At 38.0% G+C, this 21,545-nt stretch carries 23 protein-coding genes; 16 read left to right on the plus strand and 7 right to left on the minus strand.

What is annotated here, in order from left to right; all coding sequences use genetic code 11:
- Positions 1-37 precede the first annotated feature (37 nt).
- Complete coding sequence (locus tag BV902_RS09035; protein ID WP_083663539.1) at positions 38-970, plus strand: DUF4097 family beta strand repeat-containing protein; 933 nt, start codon at positions 38-40, stop codon at positions 968-970.
- A 53-nt stretch (positions 971-1,023) separates the two neighbouring features.
- Here the strand turns inward: BV902_RS09035 and BV902_RS09040 are convergent, their stop codons facing one another.
- From BV902_RS09040 to BV902_RS09050, 3 genes are all read right to left on the minus strand, one after another.
- Positions 1,024-1,734 (minus strand): class I SAM-dependent methyltransferase, encoded by a 711-nt coding sequence (locus tag BV902_RS09040; RefSeq protein ID WP_237242040.1) that lies wholly within the window; start codon positions 1,732-1,734, stop codon positions 1,024-1,026.
- A complete protein-coding gene (gene pncB, locus BV902_RS09045) occupies positions 1,718-2,899 on the minus strand; it encodes a nicotinate phosphoribosyltransferase (protein WP_075991657.1) in 1,182 nt (393 codons plus the stop codon). Before pncB ends, BV902_RS09040 begins: the two co-directional genes overlap by 17 nt.
- A 164-nt stretch (positions 2,900-3,063) precedes the next feature.
- On the minus strand, positions 3,064-4,572 hold the full coding sequence (locus tag BV902_RS09050) for a DUF6600 domain-containing protein (protein ID WP_075991658.1): 1,509 nt from the start codon (positions 4,570-4,572) through the stop codon (positions 3,064-3,066).
- 256 nt (positions 4,573-4,828) lie between these two features.
- Between BV902_RS09050 and BV902_RS09055 the strand changes: the two genes are divergently transcribed.
- The 6 genes from BV902_RS09055 (at position 4,829) to BV902_RS09080 (ending at position 8,971) form a co-directional block, all read left to right on the plus strand.
- The gene (locus BV902_RS09055) at positions 4,829-5,587 is read left to right on the plus strand and encodes an MlaE family ABC transporter permease (protein ID WP_075991659.1); all 759 of its coding nucleotides are present in this window, start codon (positions 4,829-4,831) and stop codon (positions 5,585-5,587) included.
- A 6-nt stretch (positions 5,588-5,593) separates the two neighbouring features.
- Positions 5,594-6,367: an ABC transporter ATP-binding protein gene (locus BV902_RS09060; protein WP_075991660.1), complete on the plus strand. Its 774-nt coding sequence runs from the start codon at positions 5,594-5,596 to the stop codon at positions 6,365-6,367.
- 5 nt (positions 6,368-6,372) lie between these two features.
- On the plus strand, positions 6,373-7,377 hold the full coding sequence (locus BV902_RS09065; RefSeq protein WP_070567326.1) for an MlaD family protein: 1,005 nt from the start codon (positions 6,373-6,375) through the stop codon (positions 7,375-7,377).
- Between the two features lie 141 nt (positions 7,378-7,518).
- Positions 7,519-8,220 (plus strand): RluA family pseudouridine synthase, encoded by a 702-nt coding sequence (locus tag BV902_RS09070; RefSeq protein WP_075991661.1) that lies wholly within the window; start codon positions 7,519-7,521, stop codon positions 8,218-8,220.
- Between the two features lie 27 nt (positions 8,221-8,247).
- Entirely contained in the window at positions 8,248-8,511 is a 264-nt protein-coding gene (locus BV902_RS09075) for a hypothetical protein (protein ID WP_070567322.1), read from the plus strand.
- 109 nt (positions 8,512-8,620) lie between these two features.
- Positions 8,621-8,971, plus strand: coding sequence for a DUF983 domain-containing protein (locus tag BV902_RS09080; protein ID WP_075991662.1), 351 nt, complete (start codon positions 8,621-8,623; stop codon positions 8,969-8,971).
- Between the two features lie 20 nt (positions 8,972-8,991).
- On the opposite strand, the gene BV902_RS09085 is transcribed toward BV902_RS09080, so the two are convergent.
- Positions 8,992-9,282 (minus strand): DUF4286 family protein, encoded by a 291-nt coding sequence (locus tag BV902_RS09085; RefSeq protein WP_070567317.1) that lies wholly within the window; start codon positions 9,280-9,282, stop codon positions 8,992-8,994.
- Positions 9,283-9,459: 177 nt separating this feature from the next.
- Between BV902_RS09085 and BV902_RS09090 the strand changes: the two genes are divergently transcribed.
- The 9 genes from BV902_RS09090 to BV902_RS09130 all read left to right on the plus strand — a co-directional run bounded on the left by BV902_RS09090 (position 9,460) and on the right by BV902_RS09130 (position 18,397).
- Entirely contained in the window at positions 9,460-11,340 is a 1,881-nt protein-coding gene (locus BV902_RS09090; RefSeq protein WP_075991663.1) for an alpha/beta hydrolase family protein, read from the plus strand.
- A 12-nt stretch (positions 11,341-11,352) separates the two neighbouring features.
- Complete coding sequence (locus BV902_RS09095; RefSeq protein WP_075991664.1) at positions 11,353-13,011, plus strand: sensor histidine kinase; 1,659 nt, start codon at positions 11,353-11,355, stop codon at positions 13,009-13,011.
- A gap of 15 nt (positions 13,012-13,026) precedes the next feature.
- On the plus strand, positions 13,027-13,725 hold the full coding sequence (locus tag BV902_RS09100; protein WP_046674214.1) for a response regulator transcription factor: 699 nt from the start codon (positions 13,027-13,029) through the stop codon (positions 13,723-13,725).
- Between the two features lie 143 nt (positions 13,726-13,868).
- Entirely contained in the window at positions 13,869-14,342 is a 474-nt protein-coding gene (greA, locus tag BV902_RS09105; RefSeq protein WP_046674213.1) for a transcription elongation factor GreA, read from the plus strand.
- Between the two features lie 237 nt (positions 14,343-14,579).
- Complete coding sequence (locus tag BV902_RS09110; RefSeq protein ID WP_075991665.1) at positions 14,580-14,996, plus strand: HIT family protein; 417 nt, start codon at positions 14,580-14,582, stop codon at positions 14,994-14,996.
- Between the two features lie 143 nt (positions 14,997-15,139).
- Positions 15,140-15,790, plus strand: coding sequence for a DedA family protein (locus BV902_RS09115; RefSeq protein ID WP_075991666.1), 651 nt, complete (start codon positions 15,140-15,142; stop codon positions 15,788-15,790).
- An 8-nt stretch (positions 15,791-15,798) separates the two neighbouring features.
- Positions 15,799-16,341, plus strand: coding sequence for an inorganic diphosphatase (locus BV902_RS09120; protein ID WP_075991667.1), 543 nt, complete (start codon positions 15,799-15,801; stop codon positions 16,339-16,341).
- Positions 16,342-16,349: 8 nt separating this feature from the next.
- On the plus strand, positions 16,350-17,663 hold the full coding sequence (locus BV902_RS09125) for a hemolysin family protein (protein WP_070567307.1): 1,314 nt from the start codon (positions 16,350-16,352) through the stop codon (positions 17,661-17,663).
- 17 nt (positions 17,664-17,680) lie between these two features.
- Positions 17,681-18,397: a 16S rRNA (uracil(1498)-N(3))-methyltransferase gene (locus BV902_RS09130; protein WP_075991668.1), complete on the plus strand. Its 717-nt coding sequence runs from the start codon at positions 17,681-17,683 to the stop codon at positions 18,395-18,397.
- A gap of 84 nt (positions 18,398-18,481) precedes the next feature.
- Here the strand turns inward: BV902_RS09130 and BV902_RS09135 are convergent, their stop codons facing one another.
- The 3 genes from BV902_RS09135 to BV902_RS09145 form a co-directional block, all read right to left on the minus strand.
- A complete protein-coding gene (locus tag BV902_RS09135) occupies positions 18,482-18,958 on the minus strand; it encodes a hypothetical protein (RefSeq protein ID WP_070567302.1) in 477 nt (158 codons plus the stop codon).
- Between the two features lie 132 nt (positions 18,959-19,090).
- On the minus strand, positions 19,091-20,485 hold the full coding sequence (locus BV902_RS09140; RefSeq protein WP_075991669.1) for an ABC transporter permease: 1,395 nt from the start codon (positions 20,483-20,485) through the stop codon (positions 19,091-19,093).
- Positions 20,486-20,532: 47 nt separating this feature from the next.
- Positions 20,533-21,174, minus strand: a complete 642-nt coding sequence (locus BV902_RS09145; RefSeq protein ID WP_070567298.1) for an ABC transporter ATP-binding protein — start codon at positions 21,172-21,174, stop codon at positions 20,533-20,535.
- Positions 21,175-21,545: the final 371 nt, after the last annotated feature.

Raw genomic sequence — 21,545 nt, forward strand, 5'->3', positions numbered from 1 at the left:
CATTATTTGACAAATAATGAAGATAAATTAAAACGAAATGAAAAAGATAAGGATAATGATGATTGGGGTCGCACTGATCTTTGCAAGTGTATTGCAGGCCCAAGTAAATGAAACTGTAGAAAGTGTGGCTGCGCCAAAGCCTCCTAATCCTCCTAAAAAGGCTAGAGCGGTTTCAGGAGTTGTTGTTAGTAATACTAATAATTTTACATACAGTTCTGCCGGATTCGGCCGTAAAAAGGGACCGAAAAACTGGAAAGAAATTAAAGTGCCCAACTTGGGGAATAAACTTTTACTAAAATTGGATAATGTTTATATTGAAGGTTATAAGGGAAACGATGTGCTGATTACAGCCAAGGTAGAGGAAAGTGAAGAAAATGACCGTGCAAAAGGCCTACGTGTGATCAATGGCTCGGGATTATCGGATAATTCAGGACTTGGTATGAACATCAAAACAGAAGGTGGAGTGACTGAAATAAGTATGGTTGGGATGCCCTTAGAAGATTCTATTCGTATCAAGATACCAATGGATTTACCTGTGACGATCAAAGGAGGGCGTGGGGCTATGTTTAATGCTGGAGTTATCGAATTAAAAGATATCCGGGCTGAGGTTGAAGTTGCTAGTACGATAGGCGACGTGAATTTATTGAATGTTACCGGGCCGATCAATGTAAAGGTTTCACAGGGAGATGTTACAGCCAAATTTGTTCAACCTGTCAAAGGACCGATTTCTTTAGTCGCTGCCATGGGCGCCGTAGATGTTGCCTTCCCAAAGAATTTCGGCGCTAATGTGGATGTAAAATCTGCTATGGGGAATATCTATGCTGCGGACGAATTTCAATTCGAAAAACCTGCCGAGGAAGCCAAATCAACTCCGATGGGTAACGCCGTGAAAGGCAAAATGAATGGTGGTGGACAGGATGTTATTTTAAAAACATCCATGGGAGATATCTATATAAGAACACAGAAATAATATATATAATAACATAGAAATAATAAAAAAAATAGCCTGTTATAAACAACAGGCTATTTTTTTAGTTCCATGCGGACGAGGTATTGATCATTCTCATCTTCATACAAAATTTGTACAACCCAACCCAGTTCGTGCGAAATTTTGATCAATAAATCCTGGTCTAAATAGAGCCATTTGAAAAGATTTCCTCGAGTCCCTTTGTACTCATACTGGTATTGAATTTCCCCAAAATAATGCGCTGGTTTTTTGATGTTGTAATCTTTGTACAAATAACTGATGTCTGAAGAGTCAAAAATCAGTTGGCCATTTTCAGTCAGTAACTCTTTACTATGCTGTAATAGTTTTCGAAAACCATCTACGTCACCGGCAAGACCTATTCCGTTCATTAAAAACAATAGCGTATCATATTTTTGGCCTTCGAATTTATAGAAATCTTCGCAGATAATATGTTGTACCCCGCGTTGTTGCATAATATGGCAAGCGGTTTGCGAGAGTTCCAGTGCATCTACTTCAAAACCTTTTTCTTGGAGATACAGGCTATGGCTGCCAACTCCTGCTCCAACATCCAGTACACGTCCATCACATAAGGATAGTCCAATAAATTCCAGTTCAGGAAAATCATCGGGTTCCCGAAAGAAAATCTCAACGGGCATTTCATCTTGGTCGCCATAACTTGTATGGAGTATTAAAGGGAACTTTTCTTCTTGATGTACAAAGTAATCATCTAAGGCCTCACCGTATACATCTCTATGCATTGTCATCATCAATCATTAATACTTTTTTTGCAATATATATGGAGTCCTCATCTCCTGTATGTTTCATTGGTTCGTCAGATAGCTTAATGACCGGGGTCCATTGATCATCTTCTGGTAAAGCGTCAGTCATCTTAATGACGATATTCATGGGTTTGAGCCCCACATCATTGGTGAAATTGGTGCCAACGCCAAAGGAATGCAATATTTTTCCCTCACAGTAGCTCGCGATTCTTTCGACCTTCTCATAGTCTAGGCCATCCGAGAATATGATTGTCTTTGAGAGGGGATTGATTCCATTTTTATTATAGTGTGCAATAACCTTATCTGTAAATTCAAGCGGGTCGCCGCTATCGTGGCGGACTCCATCAAATAATTTGGTTAACTTTTTGTCAAATTGCTGAAAGAAAACTTCCGTAGTATAGGTGTCCGATAGTGCTATTCCGAGGTCACCTCGGTAGACATCAGACCAATGTTCAAGACCAAGTAGATTGGCCATTTTATAACCGTATTTGGCGGCGTGAAACATAAACCATTCATGGGCGTGTGTGCCAATTGGTTTCGTCTCATATTTCATTGCCAAATGTACATTGCTGGTACCTATAAATGTTTTTTCGCCATATTGCTTCAGTGTGCGAACGACCATATCATGGACTTCATAAGAATGACGTCTGCGGGTGCCAAAATCAGCAATTGTGATATTGAGTTTTTTATATTTTTCGATTTTATCTTTGGCTGTGGCGATTACTTCTGCATCCGAGGCACGTTGTAGACCTTGGGATTCATAAAAAAGTTCACATATGAGCGACATCAACGGAACCTCCCAAAGAATAGTACGGTACCAGTACCCTTCGATAATGACTTCAAGGTCGGGGCCATCCTGGAATATTTTGATCTCTTCGGGATCGTAGCGATAACCTTGAAGAAAGTCAAAATAGGTTGGGTCTATATAAGGACATGTTCTAGCAAAAAATGCCTTTTCTGCTTTTGTTAACTTCAAATTAGCCATCTCATTGACGGCTTCGTTCAGGAGCACGTCAAAACCATCGGGAAATTTATGATGTCCGCGGTTAATAAAATGATAACGTGCCTTGGCCTTTGGAAACAACTTAACCACAGCATGCTGCATGGTGAATTTGTAAAAGTCATTATCTAATATAGAGGTAAATGAAGCCATCTTTATCGATCTGTTTTTTTGTTTGAAGCGGTAAATTTACTAATTAACGTGAAAATGTATGGATTGTTCATGATAAATATAAAAAGACATGCATATAAATAAAAGGCGGATAAAATTTTTCATTTTACCCGCCAGATATGAATTATTATTTTACTCGGCTGTCATTATCTTGTTCTAGATCTTTCTGATCCTTGTGAAGAACGTCCAGAGCTACGTTCACCGGAGCTTTCTGAAGACCTTGATCGCGATACGGACGATGAATTGTCTGTATTTGATCTACTTCTTGTGTTTTCGTAGCTCCGATTTTGAGTTGGTTGCGATACCGGTTGGCTCGAACGGGTTCTGCTGCCATCATAATTTCCATTTCGTTGTGGCGTTGTTGTCGGTTGAACTACTCGTGGAGGCACAGTCTGATTAGAGCTGCTTGCATTTGACCGCGAACGTGAATTATAATCTGCGTTTCTATTGTAGTCTGTACTTCTGCCGTTTACAACACCATTATTATCAACGGAGCCATTTTGTCTATTTCTACTGGTAGATGTAGGGTTGTTATTGTTTGAAGCATCCGATTGGCGACCTGATCGTGTTCTAAAATCATAGTTATTCGAATTAGGTTGTGTACCGTTCGTATTTCTATTTACAGTTCCATTGTCGCTGCTTCTCGTATTATTATTTGAACTACGACTCGAGCCACCGCTGTTGGCATCATTACGAGACCTTACAGAAGCATTTCCACTGTTATCGATATATAACTCACGACTTCCTGATCTTGAATCGATGTTGTCTCGATTGCTGATAACACGATTGGTACGATCTGAAATCTCACTATTGTTATTACGTGTTCGGGTAGATGCATCCACGACATTTGTAGGGCGTGCAGAAGATCTTGTATTACGGTCTACATTTGGACGGTACATACTGATTTCATTACTACGATTGCTGCTACTGCGGGCAGATCCAGGTCGATCGGCATTTGCGATTCTATTAACTGTTACGCTTCTTCCTGTCGAACGTTCGATGTCAGATCTTCGAGGGCCACCAACATAATAGTTGTTGTTAATTATCGTTGTATTGTTGATAATGGTGGTTCTGTTATAGATATTATTGTAATTTCTTCGATTAACATAATATCTATCCATATCCCTATTCATAAAGTGATTGACTCCCACAAATGTCCAAAAGTTCATTGGAATATTAACAGATACATTTATACTCATGCCCGGGCCCATTGGTGCCCAACCGTAGTAGTCGTTACTTTGACGCCAATTTACCCATGCTGGCCCCCATTCATAGTCAGGAACCCATCCCCATCCATAACGGTCATTGTAGTTCCAGCGACCATAGTGAAATGGAGCCCAACCCCAGTCATAGTTGGATACCCAGGTATTACCATAGTCGGTCATTGTCCAATAACCATTGGTTGCATAAGGCTGGAAGTTCGGGCCAACGTCCGGAATCCAGACATAACCATAATTGGGATCATTAACCCATTGTCCGTAAGGGGAGAGTTGATCATAGAACATCTGGAACGAAACTCCAGCATTGTTATAATTGTTATAATTGTTATAACCATTATATCCACCCCGTTGGGCCATCGAAGTCGCGCAACTTGAAAAAGAAGCGATACCTATAAAACCAAGTACCCAATATTTTATGTTGCCTAAATTTTTCATGACTGTAATATTTAAAAGTGTGACAAAACTCTATTGTATTGTCTTTGTTATTATGACAGCATAACGTATAAAATGGTTTAATCGGTACACTGGAAATCTGATTTTTTTTATATAAAAGTCAAATTGATGATCTTTTTACATAAACGACAATTTTAGATACATATTTTTTATTTACCTTTACCGCTCGAATTGCTACGTGTTTGTTCAGCATAAGACGTGTTTTATGACACATTAATTTGAAATAGACATCATTTAAATGGCTAAAAAACTTCAGACTTTTTTTCTAGAATTCGCAAACATTCACCGTTTTTTGCTACGGTTTTGGCGCGAATTGGTAACTCCACCATATGAATTTAAAGAAATTGTCCGCCAGTGCTATGAAATAGGCTACAAATCTTTGCCTTTGATCAGTTTAACGGGGTTTATTGTTGGATTTGTCTTTACAAAACAATCGCGTCCTTCTTTGGAAGAATTCGGGGCGACTTCGATGTTGCCTTCGCTTATTTCGATTGCTATTGTTCGTGCTCTTGCACCGCTGGTGACAGCTTTAATAGCTTCGGGTAAAGTGGGCTCGCAAATCGGTGCGGAACTAAGTTCGATGAATGTCACGGAGCAAATCGATGCCATGGAAGTTTCGGGAACTAATCCATATAAGTATCTTATTGTAAGTAGAATATTAGCTACAACTATTGGGATTCCTGTACTATGTTTTTATGTAGCGGGTATAGGTCTTTTAGGCGGTTACCTAAGTATGATGAGTAAAGACGACTTAAGCTTTTTGAGTTTTTTTACGCAAGTATTTGAGACGATAGCATTTAAGGATTTAGGTGCTATGGTTTTGCGTGCGGTTATATTTGGTTTTACTATTGGAGCTGTAAGTTGTTATTGCGGTTATTTTTCTTCAAAGGGGACTGAAGGTGTGGGTAAGGCAGCCAATGCTGCCGTTGTAGCTTCGATGTTCCTTGTATTTATTGAGGAAATAATTATTGTTCAAGTTTTATCGTTCTTTGGATAGCGAGCTATGGAAAAGATTAAATCAACCATCGACCATTCGAAGCCGGTCATTGAAATTAGGGATGTTAGCAAGTCTTTCGGTGATAATCACGTCCTACGTGGTGTTAACCTGGATTTATATAAAGAAGAAAATCTCGTTGTGCTTGGGCGTTCTGGAACGGGGAAATCAGTGTTGATCAAATTGATTTCGGGTTTATTAAGACCGGATGAGGGGACGATCAATGTTTTGGGAGAGTCAGTTCTTGAATTAAATGATCGCGAACTGCGTGAATTACGCTTAAAAATAGGGTTTTCTTTTCAGAATAGTGCGCTTTATGATAGTATGACTGTGCGCGAAAATTTGGAATTTCCATTGGTTCGAAATAAACGGAACTTAACACGTTCGGAGATCAACTACGCTGTAGAAGAGGTTTTGGATGGAGTAGGGCTTTCGCAAGCTATCAATCAGATGCCATCGGAGTTGTCGGGTGGACAACGTAAACGAATTGGTATTGCGCGCACACTGATTCTTAGACCTGAAATCATGATGTACGATGAACCAACAGCAGGACTAGATCCGATCACTTGTTTGGAGATTAATGGATTGATTAATGAGGTTCAGGAGAGGTATAAAACAGCATCAATTATTATTACGCATGATTTAGCTTGTGCGAAAGAGGTGGGAGACCGTATTGTAATGTTGTTGGATGGCAAGTTTGAAAGACAGGGGTCTTTTGAAGAGATTTTTGATACAGATGACGCACGTGTAAGAGCGTTTTATAATTATAATTTTATTCTATAATATACATGAGTAAGGCAGAAAATAAAAGAGCAATCATTGTCGGTATTTTTGTTTTTTTAGGCGTATTGATTCTTTTAGCGGGTATTTTTATTTTGGGTAGCCAGCAAAAGAAATTTACTAGAAATATCGAAATTACGACTTCATTTCCCGATGTCGCTGGATTGAAAGTGGGAAGTAATGTGTGGTTTTCTGGGGTTAAGGTAGGGATCATTAAGAATATACATTTTAAAAGTGTGCAGGATGTTGAGGTGGTTTTGACAATCGAGGAGAAATCTGCCGAATATATTCGTAAAGATGCCGTAACAAAATTGGGCTCGGATGGTTTGATTGGGAACAAGATCGTAGTGATTTCTGGAGGGTCGCAAAATGCGCCAACAGTGGAGACAGGTGATTTCTTGCGTTCGGCGAAGACTGCGGACATGGAAGCAATGATGGAAACATTGCAGGTAAATAATGAAAACTTAGCAAAGATTACTACTGACTTTGTAGAAATATCCCGTGGATTGGCGGACGGAAAAGGAATGGTTGGAGCGATGTTGACCGATACTTCTATGGTTAATACATTGCGTGCTACATTATTGTCAATCAGTGCTGCAATGAATAATGCGAATAAAGCATCTGCTAATTTGGTTACCTTGACAAACTCTTTAAATAGCAATAAGGGCTTGATTCATGATTTAACGACTGATACCGCTATATTCTCTAACCTGCGTCAGTCTGCAGCGCAGTTGCAAGGAGTTTCTCAGACAGCAAATGCATTGATAAACAATTTGAATAATGCTTCAAGTCGATTGAATGATAAAGATAATGCGGTGGGTGTGTTATTGAATGACCCGGCATCGGCAAATCAAATAAAATCGGCAATTAATAATTTAAATTCGAGCACATCCAAACTGGACGAGAATATGGAGGCATTGCAGCATAATTTCTTGTTGCGTGGTTTCTTTAAAAAGAAGATGAAGGAGGATGCGAAAAAAGCTGAGTTGCTTAAAGCGGACACTGCAAAATAAGTTGTGTTAAAAAAGAACATAAGGAAAGGCTGTACGCTTGCGTAGGGCCTTTTTTAATAAATAATAGCACCATTATGGGATCCAACTGAACAGGTCTTAATACTGTATAGCATTTGGATAACCCTTTTAGATTTGAAAGAAATGAATCACAGCGAAATAACCGATAAAGACGTCATTTACGAAGACAATCATCTCATCGCTATAAATAAGAAAGCCGGGGATATTGTGCAGGTGGATGAAACAGGAGACCTATCTTTAGAAGATATGGTGAAAGTATATTTGAAAAAGAAATATGATAAGCCAAATGAAGCATTTGTCGGTGTTATTCATCGATTAGATAGACCTGTTAGTGGTATGATTTTGTTCGCCAAAACAAGCAAGGCGTTAGAGCGAATGAATAAATTTTTTCAGGATAGACATGTGAAAAAGACCTATTTGGCAATCGTTAGACAGCGTCCGCGAAAAACTGAGGGGAAACTTATCAATTGGCTGGTTCGGAATAGACAAACAAGGGTAACAAAGGCCTTTCCACGCGAGGTGAAAGGCGGAAGTTATGCCGAGTTGGATTATACATTGGTGGGTGAGTTGAATGGATTCTATTTGCTGCGCGTAGAGCCTTTAACAGGTCGTACACATCAGATTCGTGCGCAACTTGCAGCGATGGGATGTCCTATTGTTGGTGATAATAAGTATGGATATCCAAGAGGTAGTTCTTTGGGTAGTATTTGTTTACATTCTCGTTCATTGGCCTTTACGCATCCAATAAAAAAGGATAGGATGGAATTGATCGCTTCTTTGCCGAAAGATGGCTTCTGGGATAAATTTGAATCTTTGGCACGCTAATCGTTAAAATTTCAGTACCTTTGTGCTATGAAATGGTTTAAATATTTACTCCTAATATTTACCTTAAGCTGCTCGGCTGTGTCTGTTTCGTACGGACAGTGTGCGATGTGTACATTGAACGCTGAGAATTCTACGAAGGAAGGAAATATGCAGGGAAGAGGTCTGAATGACGGTATTTTGTTTCTATTGGTAATACCTTATCTAGCCGCGGCGGGCCTTGGTTATTTATGGTATAAAAAATACCGCAAGAAGAACCCTGTAACAAAGAAATTTTTAAACGAAATAAAATAGATTCTTAATGCCCACATCCAAATTCCATGCAATGATACATTCCAAATGTCCGAAGTGTCATATTGGTAATGTATTTGTAGGAAAGGTATACAGTTTACACAAGCAGCATATGAATGATACTTGCCCTTATTGTGGTGTCAAGTACGAGGTTGAGCCGGGGTATTTCTATGCTGCCATGTATGTGAGTTATGCTTTGTCTGTCGCTGAGATTGTTACTGTATCTGTTGCTATCGCAATTTTGACAGGAAGCGAGTCTCCTTGGTCTTATCTGATTGGTCTAGCTGTAACCATTTTGGTCTTCGCACCTTTTAATTTTAGATATGCCCGTTTGATTTTACTTCATTTTTTAACGCCAAAAATCAGTTATGATCCGCGCTATGAATTGGCGGCAGAGATAGGTGAAAAGAATAATAAGAACCTTGAAGAAGATGGTAACGATATTAATGAAATAAAAAAATAAAAGAGCTCCACAGAGCTCTTTTATTTTTTTAGATACTTCATGGTACTGTCGAAAAGGAACACCTTGTCTTTATATACTTCCGAAATGAGTTGTTGTAATGGAATTAGATGCACTTGCTGAAAATCTGCTATATGGTCTTCTGTAGGGAGTATAACCTGAATGCAGTAGGTCATACCTTCGTGTGGAGACTGTAGCATTTCCAGAAAATGCACTTGAAATTTTTGGGATTGCACGATATTATCCTGAATCCATGAAACGACCTCTTGATGGATTGTTTCTTCTGCTATAACGGAGACATTGTATAAAAACATATGCAAAAATACGCTATTTTTCTGCGATAAAAAAGATTCTAAAGGACAGAACCGAGATAAGTTTGAATATTACATTTAATTACTATATCTTGTAAAAATAAGGTTGCATTTCATGCAATTCCGTATTTAATTGCAATATTTGGAATAAATGATAAGGATGTATTTGGGATTATGAGGATGAAATTTTGGATAGGTTTGTTTTTTTCTGCCATGATCATGTTGGGGTGTCAACGACATAGTGTTGATCTTATTCCAATTAATCAATTTTTTTCTACACCTGAAAAATCAAATTTTAAGATTTCTCCAAATGGTCGATTCATAGCTTACATTGGCTTAGATAATCATTGCAAAAATATCTATTTAATAGATTTGATCAATAAGGATAGTTCCAAACAGCTTACTTATCAAAATGATATTAACGTAAAATCCTTCGCTTGGAACAATGATTCAAAAATTTCTTTTTTGACGGAACAATCTTCGCAGGACAGTTTACGTTTATATGCTGTGGACATCAACACAGAAAAGATTTGGCCATTGATTAAACCGGTACGAGGTCGGTTTCGATGGATTCATGCTATGGCGACGGGAGGTGATAGTTTTATAGCGGGAATCAACGATAGAGACTCTTCTTTTTTTGACCTTTATCGTATCTATTTAGATGGGAGGCCTCGGGAATTGGTTTTACAGAATCCGGGAAATATGAGCTCCTGGGTTATATCCAATGATGGGCAGGTACGATTGGCTGTGGCCAACGATTCTGTACAGCAATCTGTGCTCTATAGAAGCTCAGAAAAAGAACCATTTAAAGAGATTATACGATGTGATGTTGAAAGTAGTTTTTCTCCACTGGGTTATAAGGATAGTTCAAATGCCATCATTTATGCTTTATCCAATATAGACCGGGATAAACTGGCCTTGGTAAGTTATGATTTAGTAAATCAAAGAGAGCTGGGCGAGCTATATAGTCATAAGGATGTTGACGTGAGCCCTGGGGGGTATTTCACTGAACAGAATAAGCTGTTATTTGTCAATTATAGCACATCAAGACAGAACAGACATTTTTTTGATGAGGCTACCAAAAAGAAATATGATCAATTGTCGAAGCAGATTGATGGCTTTGAGTTTCAGGTATTGAATACTGATATTTCGGGGAACAAGGTCATTATCAAAACCTATACGGACGTAAATCCGGGCGGGATTTATTTTTATGATTTTTCGACTCAAAAATTAACGAAGCTAACAGATAATAATTCCGATCTAAAAGACAAAGAACTTTCTCCAAATGAGTATATCACTTATACCGCGAGAGATGGTATTCAGATTTCGGGTTATTTAACTTATCCCATTCATTCCAATCGCAAAAATCTGCCTATGGTTGTATTGCCCCATGATGGACCTAACGGACGGGAAGTTTGGGGATTCGATAACGAAGCGCAGTTTCTGGCGAACAGGGGCTATCTGGTTTTTCAGATGAACTATAGGGGATCGACCGGTTTCGGTAAGAAGTTTTGGACTGCGGGATTTAAGGAATGGGGTGGGAAGATTCAGGATGATATTACTGATGGGGTGAAATGGTTGATTAAAGAAGGAATTGCTGATCGGGAACGTGTCGCTATTGTAGGGAAAGGTTTCGGAGGCTATTCGGCGCTACACGCTGCTTGTTTTAATTCTGATCTTTATAAATGTGCCGTGTCTTATTCCGGCTATACCAATCTGTTCACTTACTTTAGAGATATACCGCCATATTTTAAATCGTATGTGCAGAAAATGTATCAAGTAGTTGGGAATCCGATTCGGGAGGCTGAGCTATTTAAAAATATTTCACCTGTATTTCATTCGGATAAAGTAAAGATACCGGTGCTATTGGTACAGGGAGGAAAGGATAGGTTTAGTTCGGTAACAGATGCAAATCAATTTGTACAGAAATTAAAGAATAATAATATTCCCGTACAATACATCCTAAAAGAGGACGAGGATAGAACTTTTAAACGGGACGAGAATGTCTTTGGGTACTATAATGAGTTGGAGCGGTTTTTGGCGAAATATCTTGTAGACTAAGGGCAGGAGATTATGAAAGCAGAGAAATATAGCTATCGAAAAAACTACGGATTATTGTTGATGTTTTTCATCGTGATTAGTGGTCTGTATATATTTGCCCTTTTTCTTTCGCGTAGTTATACAGAATCGCATATTAAGAACGAATTTACCAATCGAAAATCGGAGATATTTGATCAAACCTTAGTCCCTTTCAATGATTTTTTTCAGAATAGAATTCCTGAAGTATCTTTTTATCAAGGTTTTTTGGATTCAGTCCAGGCGGGAAAATATGCATATAGTATATTAAGTTCCTACCCATTCGTTAGAGAAATTGGTTTTTTTGATTTACAATTTAATAATGATCATAATTTGAACTATGGTTTTATTGTTAATAACCTTAGAATTCAACCGAAAACCATTACTTTTTTTACCGTTTCCAGGTCTGGCCTGAACAAAAATACGATTCGGGATCGTGGGCAGATGGGCTTGCATTCCGAAGAGATTAATAATATTGGTGTGAAGCTGGCAACTTATATTGATAAATTGCAACCGAATGCCAAGCTTTCTGATAAGGATATCCTGAAGGTTTTTTATACCATAAGACCTGGACAGATTACCTATCTGAATATTCCAAGGGTCAACGACTTAATAGTCTATAAGTCCATTATGGAAGGTAATTTGGATCATACTGTCGGATATGAACAGGATATGTTCAATTTTCAGATTGACCCAATGTATCTGGAAGTAAAAAATAGTTATTCAAATCTTTATGAGAAAGTAGAAATAGTCCCACTGGTTGGTGCTCCGATCACGCCGGAAAATGACGAGATTTCAACGGAGATGCCGTTACCTGGAGCCTTAGCAGACTACAAACTTCTTTTTAGGTCGAGTAAAAGTTTTCTGTCAAAAGAGATAAATCGCAGTTTTTGGCCGGTATTGGGAGGGGTATCCCTGATTTATATTATTTTGATTGCAATATTATATTTAATTTATAGAAATTTAGAAATTAACGGAAGACTTTTTAAATTGCAGTACGATTTCATCAATAATCTTACCCACGAGTTTAAGACGCCTGTGAGTGTTATTAAAATTGCTGGAAATAATATTAAGAGTGCGCAGGTACTCTCTGATGAAGAACGGAAAATGTATGGAAATATATTGGATCAGGAGGCAGACCGATTAAATAACTTGATGAATAAGCTGTTGTCTTTTAGTCAGATCGAAAATAAAACCATAAAATTAAATAAAGAAGAAGTTGATTTGGAGGAATTTACCGAAAATCTAGTAGCTTCGTCAAGAATAAAATATGCGGATTTCAAGATTAGCACAAAAATTGATGTAAGAACATCAATGCTTGCGGATCCGGTACTGTTAAGTAGTGTGTTTCAAAATATGATCGATAATGCCTATAAATATTCGAAAGCGGGGCATAAAATCTTAGATATTGCGATACAACAAAACAAGAAGAATTTTGTTATCACTTTTAAGGATGAAGGAATAGGTATTGAGAAGGCAGAGTTTAACAACATCTTCAAAAAGTTTTATAGAATAAAAAGTCAATATAATCAGCAAGGAAGTATCGGTTTGGGCTTGGCTTTCTGTAAAGAAATTACCGAATTTATAGGTGGTGATATTACAGTAAAAAGTCAATTGGGACAGGGGACCACCTTTACCTTGGTATTTCCGGTTTAAAAAATAAATTTAAATATGAATAAAGACATCACTGTTGCTGTTATTGAAGATGATGAGAACTTACGGTTCTTGGTAAAACATCGATTGGAATCCGAAGGCTATCAGGTCATTCAAAGTGGAAATGGGAATGAAGCGGAAAGTTTGATCTTGGAAAAGAGACCCGATGTGGTTTTGTTGGATTGGATGCTTCCAGGAAAAGAAGGCAACGAAATCTGTGAAGATGTCCGTAAAGCCGGATTTGAGAATATCATTATCATGATGACAGCGAAGTCTCAAGATGTGGACAAAATTGAAGCCTATAGCTTTGGTGTGACTGATTACATTAGTAAGCCATTCAATATGGATGTGCTTATTGCTATGATCGATAATAAGGTGAAATTTTTCTTGCCTAAGAACAGTCCCGAAGTATATAAATTTGGCCAAACGGAACATCATCCGAATATTCATTCCTTAATACGTGACGGAAGGAAAGTTGAGTTGACCATTTTGGAAAACCGAATTTTGCTTCATTTTTTACAAAACTTAGGCCGGGAGATTACACGCGAGGAGTTAATGGAGGTTGTCTGGGGTTATAGCTCAAATGTCAACACACGTACGTTGGATATGCATGTGGTTCGTTTAAGGAAAAAGATCGAAACAAATCCAGATAAGCCACATTATCTACAAACAGTTCGGGGGCTGGGGTATAAATTTGTTGATGAGGAAGAGATTTAATTTTATTTAACGGGTAAGAATTTGTTTTGTTGAAAACAATTATTATCTTCGTATAGATTCAAAGCAAGACCATGTTTCCTGACGAGGGAAATATGGTCTTGTTTCTTTTTTAAAAAGTAGAAAATAAGAAAAAAGATAAAATTATGGCAGAAGTAACTTATTTTACGGAAGAAGGATTGCGTAAGCTTAAAGAAGAATTGGCTTATCTGAAGACGGAAGGAAGGTCTAAAATTGCCAATGCTATTGCAGAGGCTAGAGACAAAGGAGATTTGTCAGAAAATGCAGAGTATGATGCTGCTAAAGAAGCTCAGGGGCTTCATGAAGCTAAAATTGCCAATTTGGAGAATACATTGGCTACAGCACGTTTAATTGATGAGTCCAAATTGGATACATCTAAAGTTTTGGCCTTATCGATTGTTAAGATCAAGAACAAGAAGAATGGTGCTGAAATGACTTATCAATTGGTGGCGGAGTCAGAAGCAGATTTGAAGTCGGGCAAGATTTCAGTTAAATCTCCTATTGCCCAGGGTTTGTTGGGAAAATCGAAAGGTGATACAGCTGTTATTGAAGTGCCTGCCGGTAAAATTGAATTCGAGATCGTAGAGATTTCAAGATAATATATGTCGGTTATGTGCGGTATGCCATAACCGCACATCCACAAATTAACTTTATATTAAGAAGGTCGTGATATAGTAATCGCGACCTTTTTTGTTTATATTTGTTGGCAGTAGAAAAACAGGGTGTGATAAAACTGCAGTTAAATTTTTAATTGTTAACATACCGAAGGCTTTGCATTTTAAAGTCTGTTTTTTGCTAATTATTGTTTAAAAGATTTATTCCAAGATTAGAATAATATGTCGACAATTTTTTCAAAAATCGTTGCTGGGGAGATCCCAGCTTACAAAGTTGCAGAAAGTAATGATTTTCTAGCTTTTTTGGATATCAGTCCATTGGCTAAGGGGCACGTTCTTGTGATCCCTAAGAAAGAGACCGATTACATTTTTGATATAGAAGATGATGAATATATGGCGCTTTGGGTCTTTGCTAAGATTGTTGCTCAAGGTATTAAAAAGGTAATTCCCTGTGTAAAAGTCGGTGTTGCAGTTGTTGGTTTAGAAGTGGCTCACGCACATATACATTTGGTGCCTATTAATAAAATTAGTGATTTAAACTTTGCTGGACCTAAATTGAGCTTGGCAGAGGACGAACTTCATGAAATTGCGACTACTATTCGCGAGTCTATCGTCAGTATAACTGCTCAAAATCAATAATTAGAAAGGATTATATTACACTTGATTTACGTTCGTTTTTTAGAAGAATGCTATATTTGTACCTTGTTGTTTCAAATTTGTACAGAGATAAGCGTGGGAGTTGTTCTAAAAAAGGAACGCAACATTGATTTTTACTAAAGGTTATGCATGAACTCTTGTTGTCATTTCAACAATTATTAAACCCGGAGGAACTATTGAGTTCAGGAGGGTTTTATTTGGTTATCTTAATTGTATTTGCTGAGACGGGCCTATTTTTTGGATTTTTTCTACCTGGGGATTATTTATTATTTCTTGCAGGATTATTTTGCGCGCTAAATAAAATTGACGTTAATATATACACGCTTTGTTTGGGCTTGTTTATAGCGGGAGTGTTAGGGAATTTTACAGGGTATTGGTTTGGTTATCGAGCGGGGCCGATGCTGTTTAAGCGAAAAGATAGTTTCATCTTTAAGCGAAAATATGTGGTCATGGCCGAAGAATTTTATCATAAATATGGTGGAACTGCTTTAATTATAGGAAGATTTGTTCCAATAGTTCGTACTTTTGCACCTATCTTTGCAGGTGTTGTAAAATTAGACTTTAAGAAGTTCGTTCTGTATAATGTTGCCGGAGCTGCCATTTGGGTACTTGTGTTGACCCTGTCTGGATATTTCCTTGGTATTGAGTTCCCTTGGATTATACATTATGTAGAATATGTTGTCGTTGGTATGATTGTGATCGCATTTTTACCAATTGCAATAACGTTGTTAAAAAAGCGTATAAAAGATAAAAGAAACAAACAAAATATACAGTAAAATAAAAAATGAGTAAACAAAACCCTTGGCACATGGTTTCTCCAGGTGAGAATGTTCCAAATGCCGTAAATGCTATCATTGAGATTACAAACGGATCCAAAGGAAAGTATGAATTAGACAAAGAAACTGGTTTGTTGCTTTTGGACAGAGTAATGAGTTCATCTGTCGTTTATCCTGCCAATTATGGTTTTATCCCACAGACTTATTGCGATGACAAAGATCCTTTGGATATTTTGGTCATTTGTTCAGTGGATATTTTACCATTAACATTGGTTGAAGCACAGGTCATTGGTGTGATGAATATGGTTGATGGTGGAGAACAAGATGATAAAATTATTGCGGTAGCTAAAAATGATCCCGTTTTTAATTACATTAAAGATATTGATCAGTTACCTCCGCATACCATGAAGGAGATTGTACAGTTCTTTGAGAGTTATAAAGCACTTGAAAAGAAGCATGTCATTGTTGAGGGTGTAAAAGGACGTGAAGAAGCACAAAGAATCTTGATCGAGGCTATCGATTTGTACAAAAAAGAATTTGTTAACAAATAACCCCAAGCATGGCGCTCGATATATTTTGGACATTGTTTTTAGTATTGGCCAACGGCTTTTTTGTCGCGGCAGAATTTGCTATTGTCAAGGTCCGAGTCTCCCAAATTGAAGTTCAGGCAAAAACAGGTAGCAAAGTTGCTACAATAGCCAAAAGTATAACGGAGCATTTGGATGGTTATTTGGCCGCTACACAATTGGGTATTACACTTTCTTCACTGGCCTTAGGTTGGGTAGGAGAGGCTGTAATGACCCAAATTGTGCAGGGGGTATTAGGTTTTTTCGGTGTTGAATTGACAGGTACAATCGCGACGAATGCAGGTCATGTATTGGCTTTTACGATTATTACCGTGTTACACATTGTATTTGGAGAGCTCGCTCCTAAATCAATTGCGATTCAAAAACCTGTTGCAACAACAATGAAAATTGCGGTTCCACTGCAATTTTTCTACTTTATCTTTAGACCATTTATTTGGATTTTAAATGGTTTCGCTAATTTTCTGTTGAAGATTTTAGGATTTGAAGTTACTAAAGGGGAATCTGCGCACTCTTCTGAAGAGTTGCAATATCTTTTGGATAAAGGTAAAGAGTCTGGTGCTTTGGATATTTCTGAGCACGAGTTGATCAAAAATGTATTTGATTTTAACGAACGTATCGTTAAGAATATTATGGTACCTCGTACCAAAATTGTGGCTGTGGAGGTCACGGCTGATGCCTCTGAGCTGATAGAAACCATGACTGAAGAAGGGTACTCTCGTCTGCCAATTTATGAGGATAATATTGATCAAATCGTTGGTATTGTCCATACGAAAGATATTTTACCCCTCTTAGCTAAAGGAAAAGAGGTTGTCATGAGAAATATCATGCGCAAACCTTATTTCATTCCTGAGACGAAGAAGATCAATGATCTAATGGCTGAGTTCCAGCAAAAGCGTCTACAGTTAGCGATTGTATTGGATGAATTTGGTGGAACTGCGGGTATGGTTACCCTGGAAGATATTGTTGAGGAACTTGTTGGTGAGATTCAGGATGAATACGATGAGGAAACTCCAGTTGTCGAACGTATTTCGGAAACGGAATATATGGTCGATGCAGGAGCTAGTATTCATGATGTGAATGAATTTCTCCCGATAGAATTACCCGAGAGTCAGGATTACGATACGATGTCGGGTCTGGTGAGCGAAATCTTTGATAAGATACCTGAAGTCGGTGAGCGTAAAGAAGAATATGGTTACGTATTCACTATTATCCGTAAGGCTCAGCAGAACATAGAGTTTGTCAAATTGGAATTGGTCGAATCGGCCGATGATGATACAGAAGAATAAAACAATAACGAAAGTACATGCAGTTATTTTTTACACCGGATTTAAACCCTTCATTAGAAAATTTTATCCTTAGTGAAGAAGAAAGTAAACATGCTATTCGTGTGCTTCGTATGGATACTGGTGATCGTTTACATCTCATAGACGGTCGCGGTGGTTTGTACGAAGCTCAAATTATTGACCCTCATCCCAAACGTACTGTTCTCACGATCTTAACTGTTGAGGAGGAGTTTCAGCGGCCAAAATATCATTTGCATATTGCTGTTGGTCCAACGAAGAATATTGATCGCATCGAATGGTTTTTGGAAAAGGCGACTGAGGTTGGAATTCAAGAAATAACTCCAGTTATCTGTGAGCATTCTGAGCGAAAAGAGGTGAAATTAGATCGTCTAAATAAGGTGGTTGTTGCAGCGATGAAACAATCGTTGAAAGCCTATCTTCCGAAGCTAAATCCAGCAGTATCGTTTAAACAGTTTTTGAGGGAAATCCCAACAGAAGGTGTTCAAAAGGCAATTGCACACTGTGTTGACGCTGAAAAGAAGTATTTAAACCAGGTTTTGGAGCCTGCCCAGCATTATATTATCCTCATTGGTCCGGAAGGAGATTTCTCTGAAGAGGAAATTGATTTGGCACTACAGATGGGGTTTCATCCGATTTCGTTGGGAGAAGCGCGTTTAAGAACCGAAACGGCTGCTTTAGCAGCTTGTATGGAAGTTTCCCTGCTGAATAGAGGGTAGGGGATAAAAGACGGACCCTGGCCCACTAAATGGGCTGTGAGAGATCTGCAAAGCCCATTTAATGGTTTAATAATAGACGCTAGTTTATTTTATTGGTTCTGCATCTACAATCTGGATTTCAGCATTTCCTTTAAGCGGATCTTTGGTAAAGATCATTTTCCCTTTTAATTTAATCGGATCTTCAGAGAATTTTATTGCATTGCCCTTTAATGTTACTTCAACCATTGGTGGTATTCCGTTGGATCCACAGAATTGGCATTGCATCACGGGTAATACAGACATCATAAAGTTTTTATGATTACGACCACTATGAAGAGGAACCATATAACCTGGTAATTCAACAATTTTATTTTCAAGCGCTTTAAGTTCCTTTGGGTAGAAAGGCGTATATACTTTCTTTGCTCCATTATAAGTTACTTTATAAGCCATTTTATCAATTGCTTCCCAAGTTTTGTTCATCATAGGTGTATGATCGGGAACATCCGGATTATTGCCTATTTGGGCTTGGGACTGTATGGTACAGAATAATATAAATAAGAATACTGTCAGTGTTTTTTTCATGTGTTATGCTATTGTTATGTATCGAATGTTATGTATCGAGAAGCTGTTCGAATGTATTTTCCGTTTTCCTGCCTAAAGGATAAGCTGCTCTTCTTATTGCGATCTTTTGTCGTTGTGTAATCTTAGTTAAACTTATTTATTTGATAGTGTTCCAGAAATACTTGTCCTGTAGGCCTTGATCGCCGGAATAAGTGCTGCGAAGATACCTATTAGACAAGCAACAAACAAGAAAATCAGTTCTTTCGGATGAAGTGTAAAGGCCTCTATAAAATCGGCGCTTTGACTTGTCTGATTACTGATATAGTAAAGCGCTAGATGTGCCATTATAAGCCCAATTAACCCACCAAGAATCGTAATGATTAGTCCTTCAAGGAGCACAATGGCAAAGAGTTTTCCTTTGGAGGCTCCAAGCGTACGCATGATGGCAAGGTCATATTTGCGTTGCTTTAATGCGTTATATAAATTAATAAAGACGCTTAAACCTGCAATAAACATAATTACATAAGCGAGTATCGATAAAGAATCTATCCCTACGCCTAATAACGCGAATAGACGAGTGCTTTCCATGGCGGGAGATGCGGCCTGCATGTCTGTTTGCTGATCAATGAATTTTGGCAAAATTCCGATCGCTGCAGGGGATTGATATTTTAGTAGAATGGCGGTTATTTCCAATCCATTCTGTTTTACCATGTCGGCACCTATTGACTTCACAAACATGCCTTCCTCTGCGTGCTCATGATGGTCTTCCTGCTCCTGATGCCCTTTTTCGTTCGTTTGGGCTGGAGCAGATGAATTTTCTGCTATATCTTCACCATGATGGTGCAGATGTGCTTTGAGGGTTTCCTCCCGGTCTTCTTGGCGTTCGCGTAATTCTTTCTCTACTGCTGTTTCTTGATGCTCATGTTTATGTGCAATGCCATGTACATCCCAAACACTTTCTAAGTTGGTTAGTATTAAGTTATCGGTAACGTTATTGTTATGTTTTAGAATACCAACAATGGTAAACGGATGTTCGTCATGATGATGTCCATCTTTGCTCAAGCCATGTGAACTATGGATCTGATCGCCAATTTTGAGCTGTTGTTTTTTTGCAACTTGATCACCAATGACTACTTCAAAATTATTTTGCCAGATACGGCCTTCAATTATTGCTGTTTCATAAATCGCTAAGAAAGATGAATCTGTTCCAACAATGCGATGGCCTTTGAAATTGTCGCCTAAAGATAGGGGCACTGCAAGCTGAACAAGGGGATTTTGGCGTAATGATTCCAGTTCGTCCAGTGGGATATTGCCGGTTGGATTGTCAATATGATAAATACTTGACAAGATCAATTGAAGGGGGCTTCCCTTGGCTCCAACAACCAAATCAATATTTTTACTGTTATTGTCAAGCTGCTTTTCAAAAGTTTCTCCGGTAATTGAAAGCACGGCAAGGATGGAAATTCCAAACGCCGTTAACAGAATGCTTAGAAAGACCGAGCCAAACTGCCTACTTAAATTTTTCCAAACCAATTGTATCGTGTTCATAACAAATTCTAAAAACTAAGGGTGACGCGTAAATTAAAGTAAAACAATTATTTTAAAAGGTACATTTTGGAGAACTGATCTTTTATTCTCTTGTCGTGTGTTGTTATCAATAAAGTCGATCCTGCAGTGTCAGCTATCGATAATAATAGTTCTAATACCCTGTAGGTATTGTTGTCATCTAGAGCGGCAGTTGGCTCGTCAGCAATAAGTAGAGCTGGTTTATTGATGATGCTGCGTGCAATAGCAGCACGTTGTAATTGGCCGCGACTCAATTCGTTCGGGTAGGCATCACTTTTTTGATCTAATTGCAGTTGCGTCAATATGAAATGTATTGCATTAAGGTCTATTCTTTTCCCTGCTAAAGACTGTGCCAACTTGATGTTTTCCAAAAGTGTTAAATTTCTTAGGAGGTGGGCTTCTTGGAATATAAATCCGATATATTGCGCACGAAACTGATCCAATTTGCTGTTTGATAATAAGGATAGGTCTTGGTTATTTATTTTGACCAGACCTGTCTCTGGTCGTGACAAACCTCCTAATATATTAAGTAACGTTGTTTTTCCAGAACCCGAATCTCCTAATAACAGCGTATGCTGACCTTTCTCGATGTGAATATCTGGAAATTCAATTGGCGTTGAATTAGGATACTGAAATGATAACTGTGTAGTCGATACGATTGGAGTGCTCATGAGGATCAGAAATTGAAAATATATTCAAACTTAGATAAATTGCTTTTTATATGCAATATAATTGCAATTATATTGCATATAAAAAGCAATTTACTGCAGTGAGTTAACAGTTGGCAATGGAAGATGATCGGTCTCTCTCAACTAGCAGTACCACTTATCTATATAAGGCCGTAAATGGCATTCATTAAAGTGTAATTTATAAAAATAACCTTATTGTGTTAATAAATTAAGTGCTTAATAATTTTATTACACTTCTTTAATATGTTGTCCCATTAAGGGGAGGAAATATTCGTATAAATTGGATAAACAGCTGTTTTTTGCTGAAAATCAAGAAAAATAGGAGGTGAGTAACATTAAATTAACAACTGATT

The sequence above is a fragment of the Sphingobacterium sp. B29 genome, assembly GCF_001952815.1.
In the GTDB taxonomy this organism is placed as follows: Bacteria; Bacteroidota; Bacteroidia; order Sphingobacteriales; family Sphingobacteriaceae; genus Sphingobacterium; species Sphingobacterium siyangense.

Excerpts from the sequence above, each read along its gene's own strand:
- BV902_RS09035 (WP_083663539.1), top strand. The coding sequence starts at position 38 with ATGAAAAAGATAAGGATAATGATGATTGGGGTCGCACTGATCTTTGCA.
- BV902_RS09040 (WP_237242040.1), bottom strand. The coding sequence starts at position 1,734 with ATGATGACAATGCATAGAGATGTATACGGTGAGGCCTTAGATGATTAC.
- pncB (WP_075991657.1), bottom strand. The coding sequence starts at position 2,899 with ATGGCTTCATTTACCTCTATATTAGATAATGACTTTTACAAATTCACC.
- BV902_RS09050 (WP_075991658.1), bottom strand. The coding sequence starts at position 4,572 with ATGAAAAATTTAGGCAACATAAAATATTGGGTACTTGGTTTTATAGGT.
- BV902_RS09055 (WP_075991659.1), top strand. The coding sequence starts at position 4,829 with ATGGCTAAAAAACTTCAGACTTTTTTTCTAGAATTCGCAAACATTCAC.
- BV902_RS09060 (WP_075991660.1), top strand. The coding sequence starts at position 5,594 with ATGGAAAAGATTAAATCAACCATCGACCATTCGAAGCCGGTCATTGAA.
- BV902_RS09065 (WP_070567326.1), top strand. The coding sequence starts at position 6,373 with ATGAGTAAGGCAGAAAATAAAAGAGCAATCATTGTCGGTATTTTTGTT.
- BV902_RS09070 (WP_075991661.1), top strand. The coding sequence starts at position 7,519 with ATGAATCACAGCGAAATAACCGATAAAGACGTCATTTACGAAGACAAT.
- BV902_RS09075 (WP_070567322.1), top strand. The coding sequence starts at position 8,248 with ATGAAATGGTTTAAATATTTACTCCTAATATTTACCTTAAGCTGCTCG.
- BV902_RS09080 (WP_075991662.1), top strand. The coding sequence starts at position 8,621 with ATGAATGATACTTGCCCTTATTGTGGTGTCAAGTACGAGGTTGAGCCG.
- BV902_RS09085 (WP_070567317.1), bottom strand. The coding sequence starts at position 9,282 with ATGTTTTTATACAATGTCTCCGTTATAGCAGAAGAAACAATCCATCAA.
- BV902_RS09090 (WP_075991663.1), top strand. The coding sequence starts at position 9,460 with ATGAAATTTTGGATAGGTTTGTTTTTTTCTGCCATGATCATGTTGGGG.
- BV902_RS09095 (WP_075991664.1), top strand. The coding sequence starts at position 11,353 with ATGAAAGCAGAGAAATATAGCTATCGAAAAAACTACGGATTATTGTTG.
- BV902_RS09100 (WP_046674214.1), top strand. The coding sequence starts at position 13,027 with ATGAATAAAGACATCACTGTTGCTGTTATTGAAGATGATGAGAACTTA.
- greA (WP_046674213.1), top strand. The coding sequence starts at position 13,869 with ATGGCAGAAGTAACTTATTTTACGGAAGAAGGATTGCGTAAGCTTAAA.
- BV902_RS09110 (WP_075991665.1), top strand. The coding sequence starts at position 14,580 with ATGTCGACAATTTTTTCAAAAATCGTTGCTGGGGAGATCCCAGCTTAC.
- BV902_RS09115 (WP_075991666.1), top strand. The coding sequence starts at position 15,140 with ATGCATGAACTCTTGTTGTCATTTCAACAATTATTAAACCCGGAGGAA.
- BV902_RS09120 (WP_075991667.1), top strand. The coding sequence starts at position 15,799 with ATGAGTAAACAAAACCCTTGGCACATGGTTTCTCCAGGTGAGAATGTT.
- BV902_RS09125 (WP_070567307.1), top strand. The coding sequence starts at position 16,350 with ATGGCGCTCGATATATTTTGGACATTGTTTTTAGTATTGGCCAACGGC.
- BV902_RS09130 (WP_075991668.1), top strand. The coding sequence starts at position 17,681 with ATGCAGTTATTTTTTACACCGGATTTAAACCCTTCATTAGAAAATTTT.
- BV902_RS09135 (WP_070567302.1), bottom strand. The coding sequence starts at position 18,958 with ATGAAAAAAACACTGACAGTATTCTTATTTATATTATTCTGTACCATA.
- BV902_RS09140 (WP_075991669.1), bottom strand. The coding sequence starts at position 20,485 with ATGAACACGATACAATTGGTTTGGAAAAATTTAAGTAGGCAGTTTGGC.
- BV902_RS09145 (WP_070567298.1), bottom strand. The coding sequence starts at position 21,174 with ATGAGCACTCCAATCGTATCGACTACACAGTTATCATTTCAGTATCCT.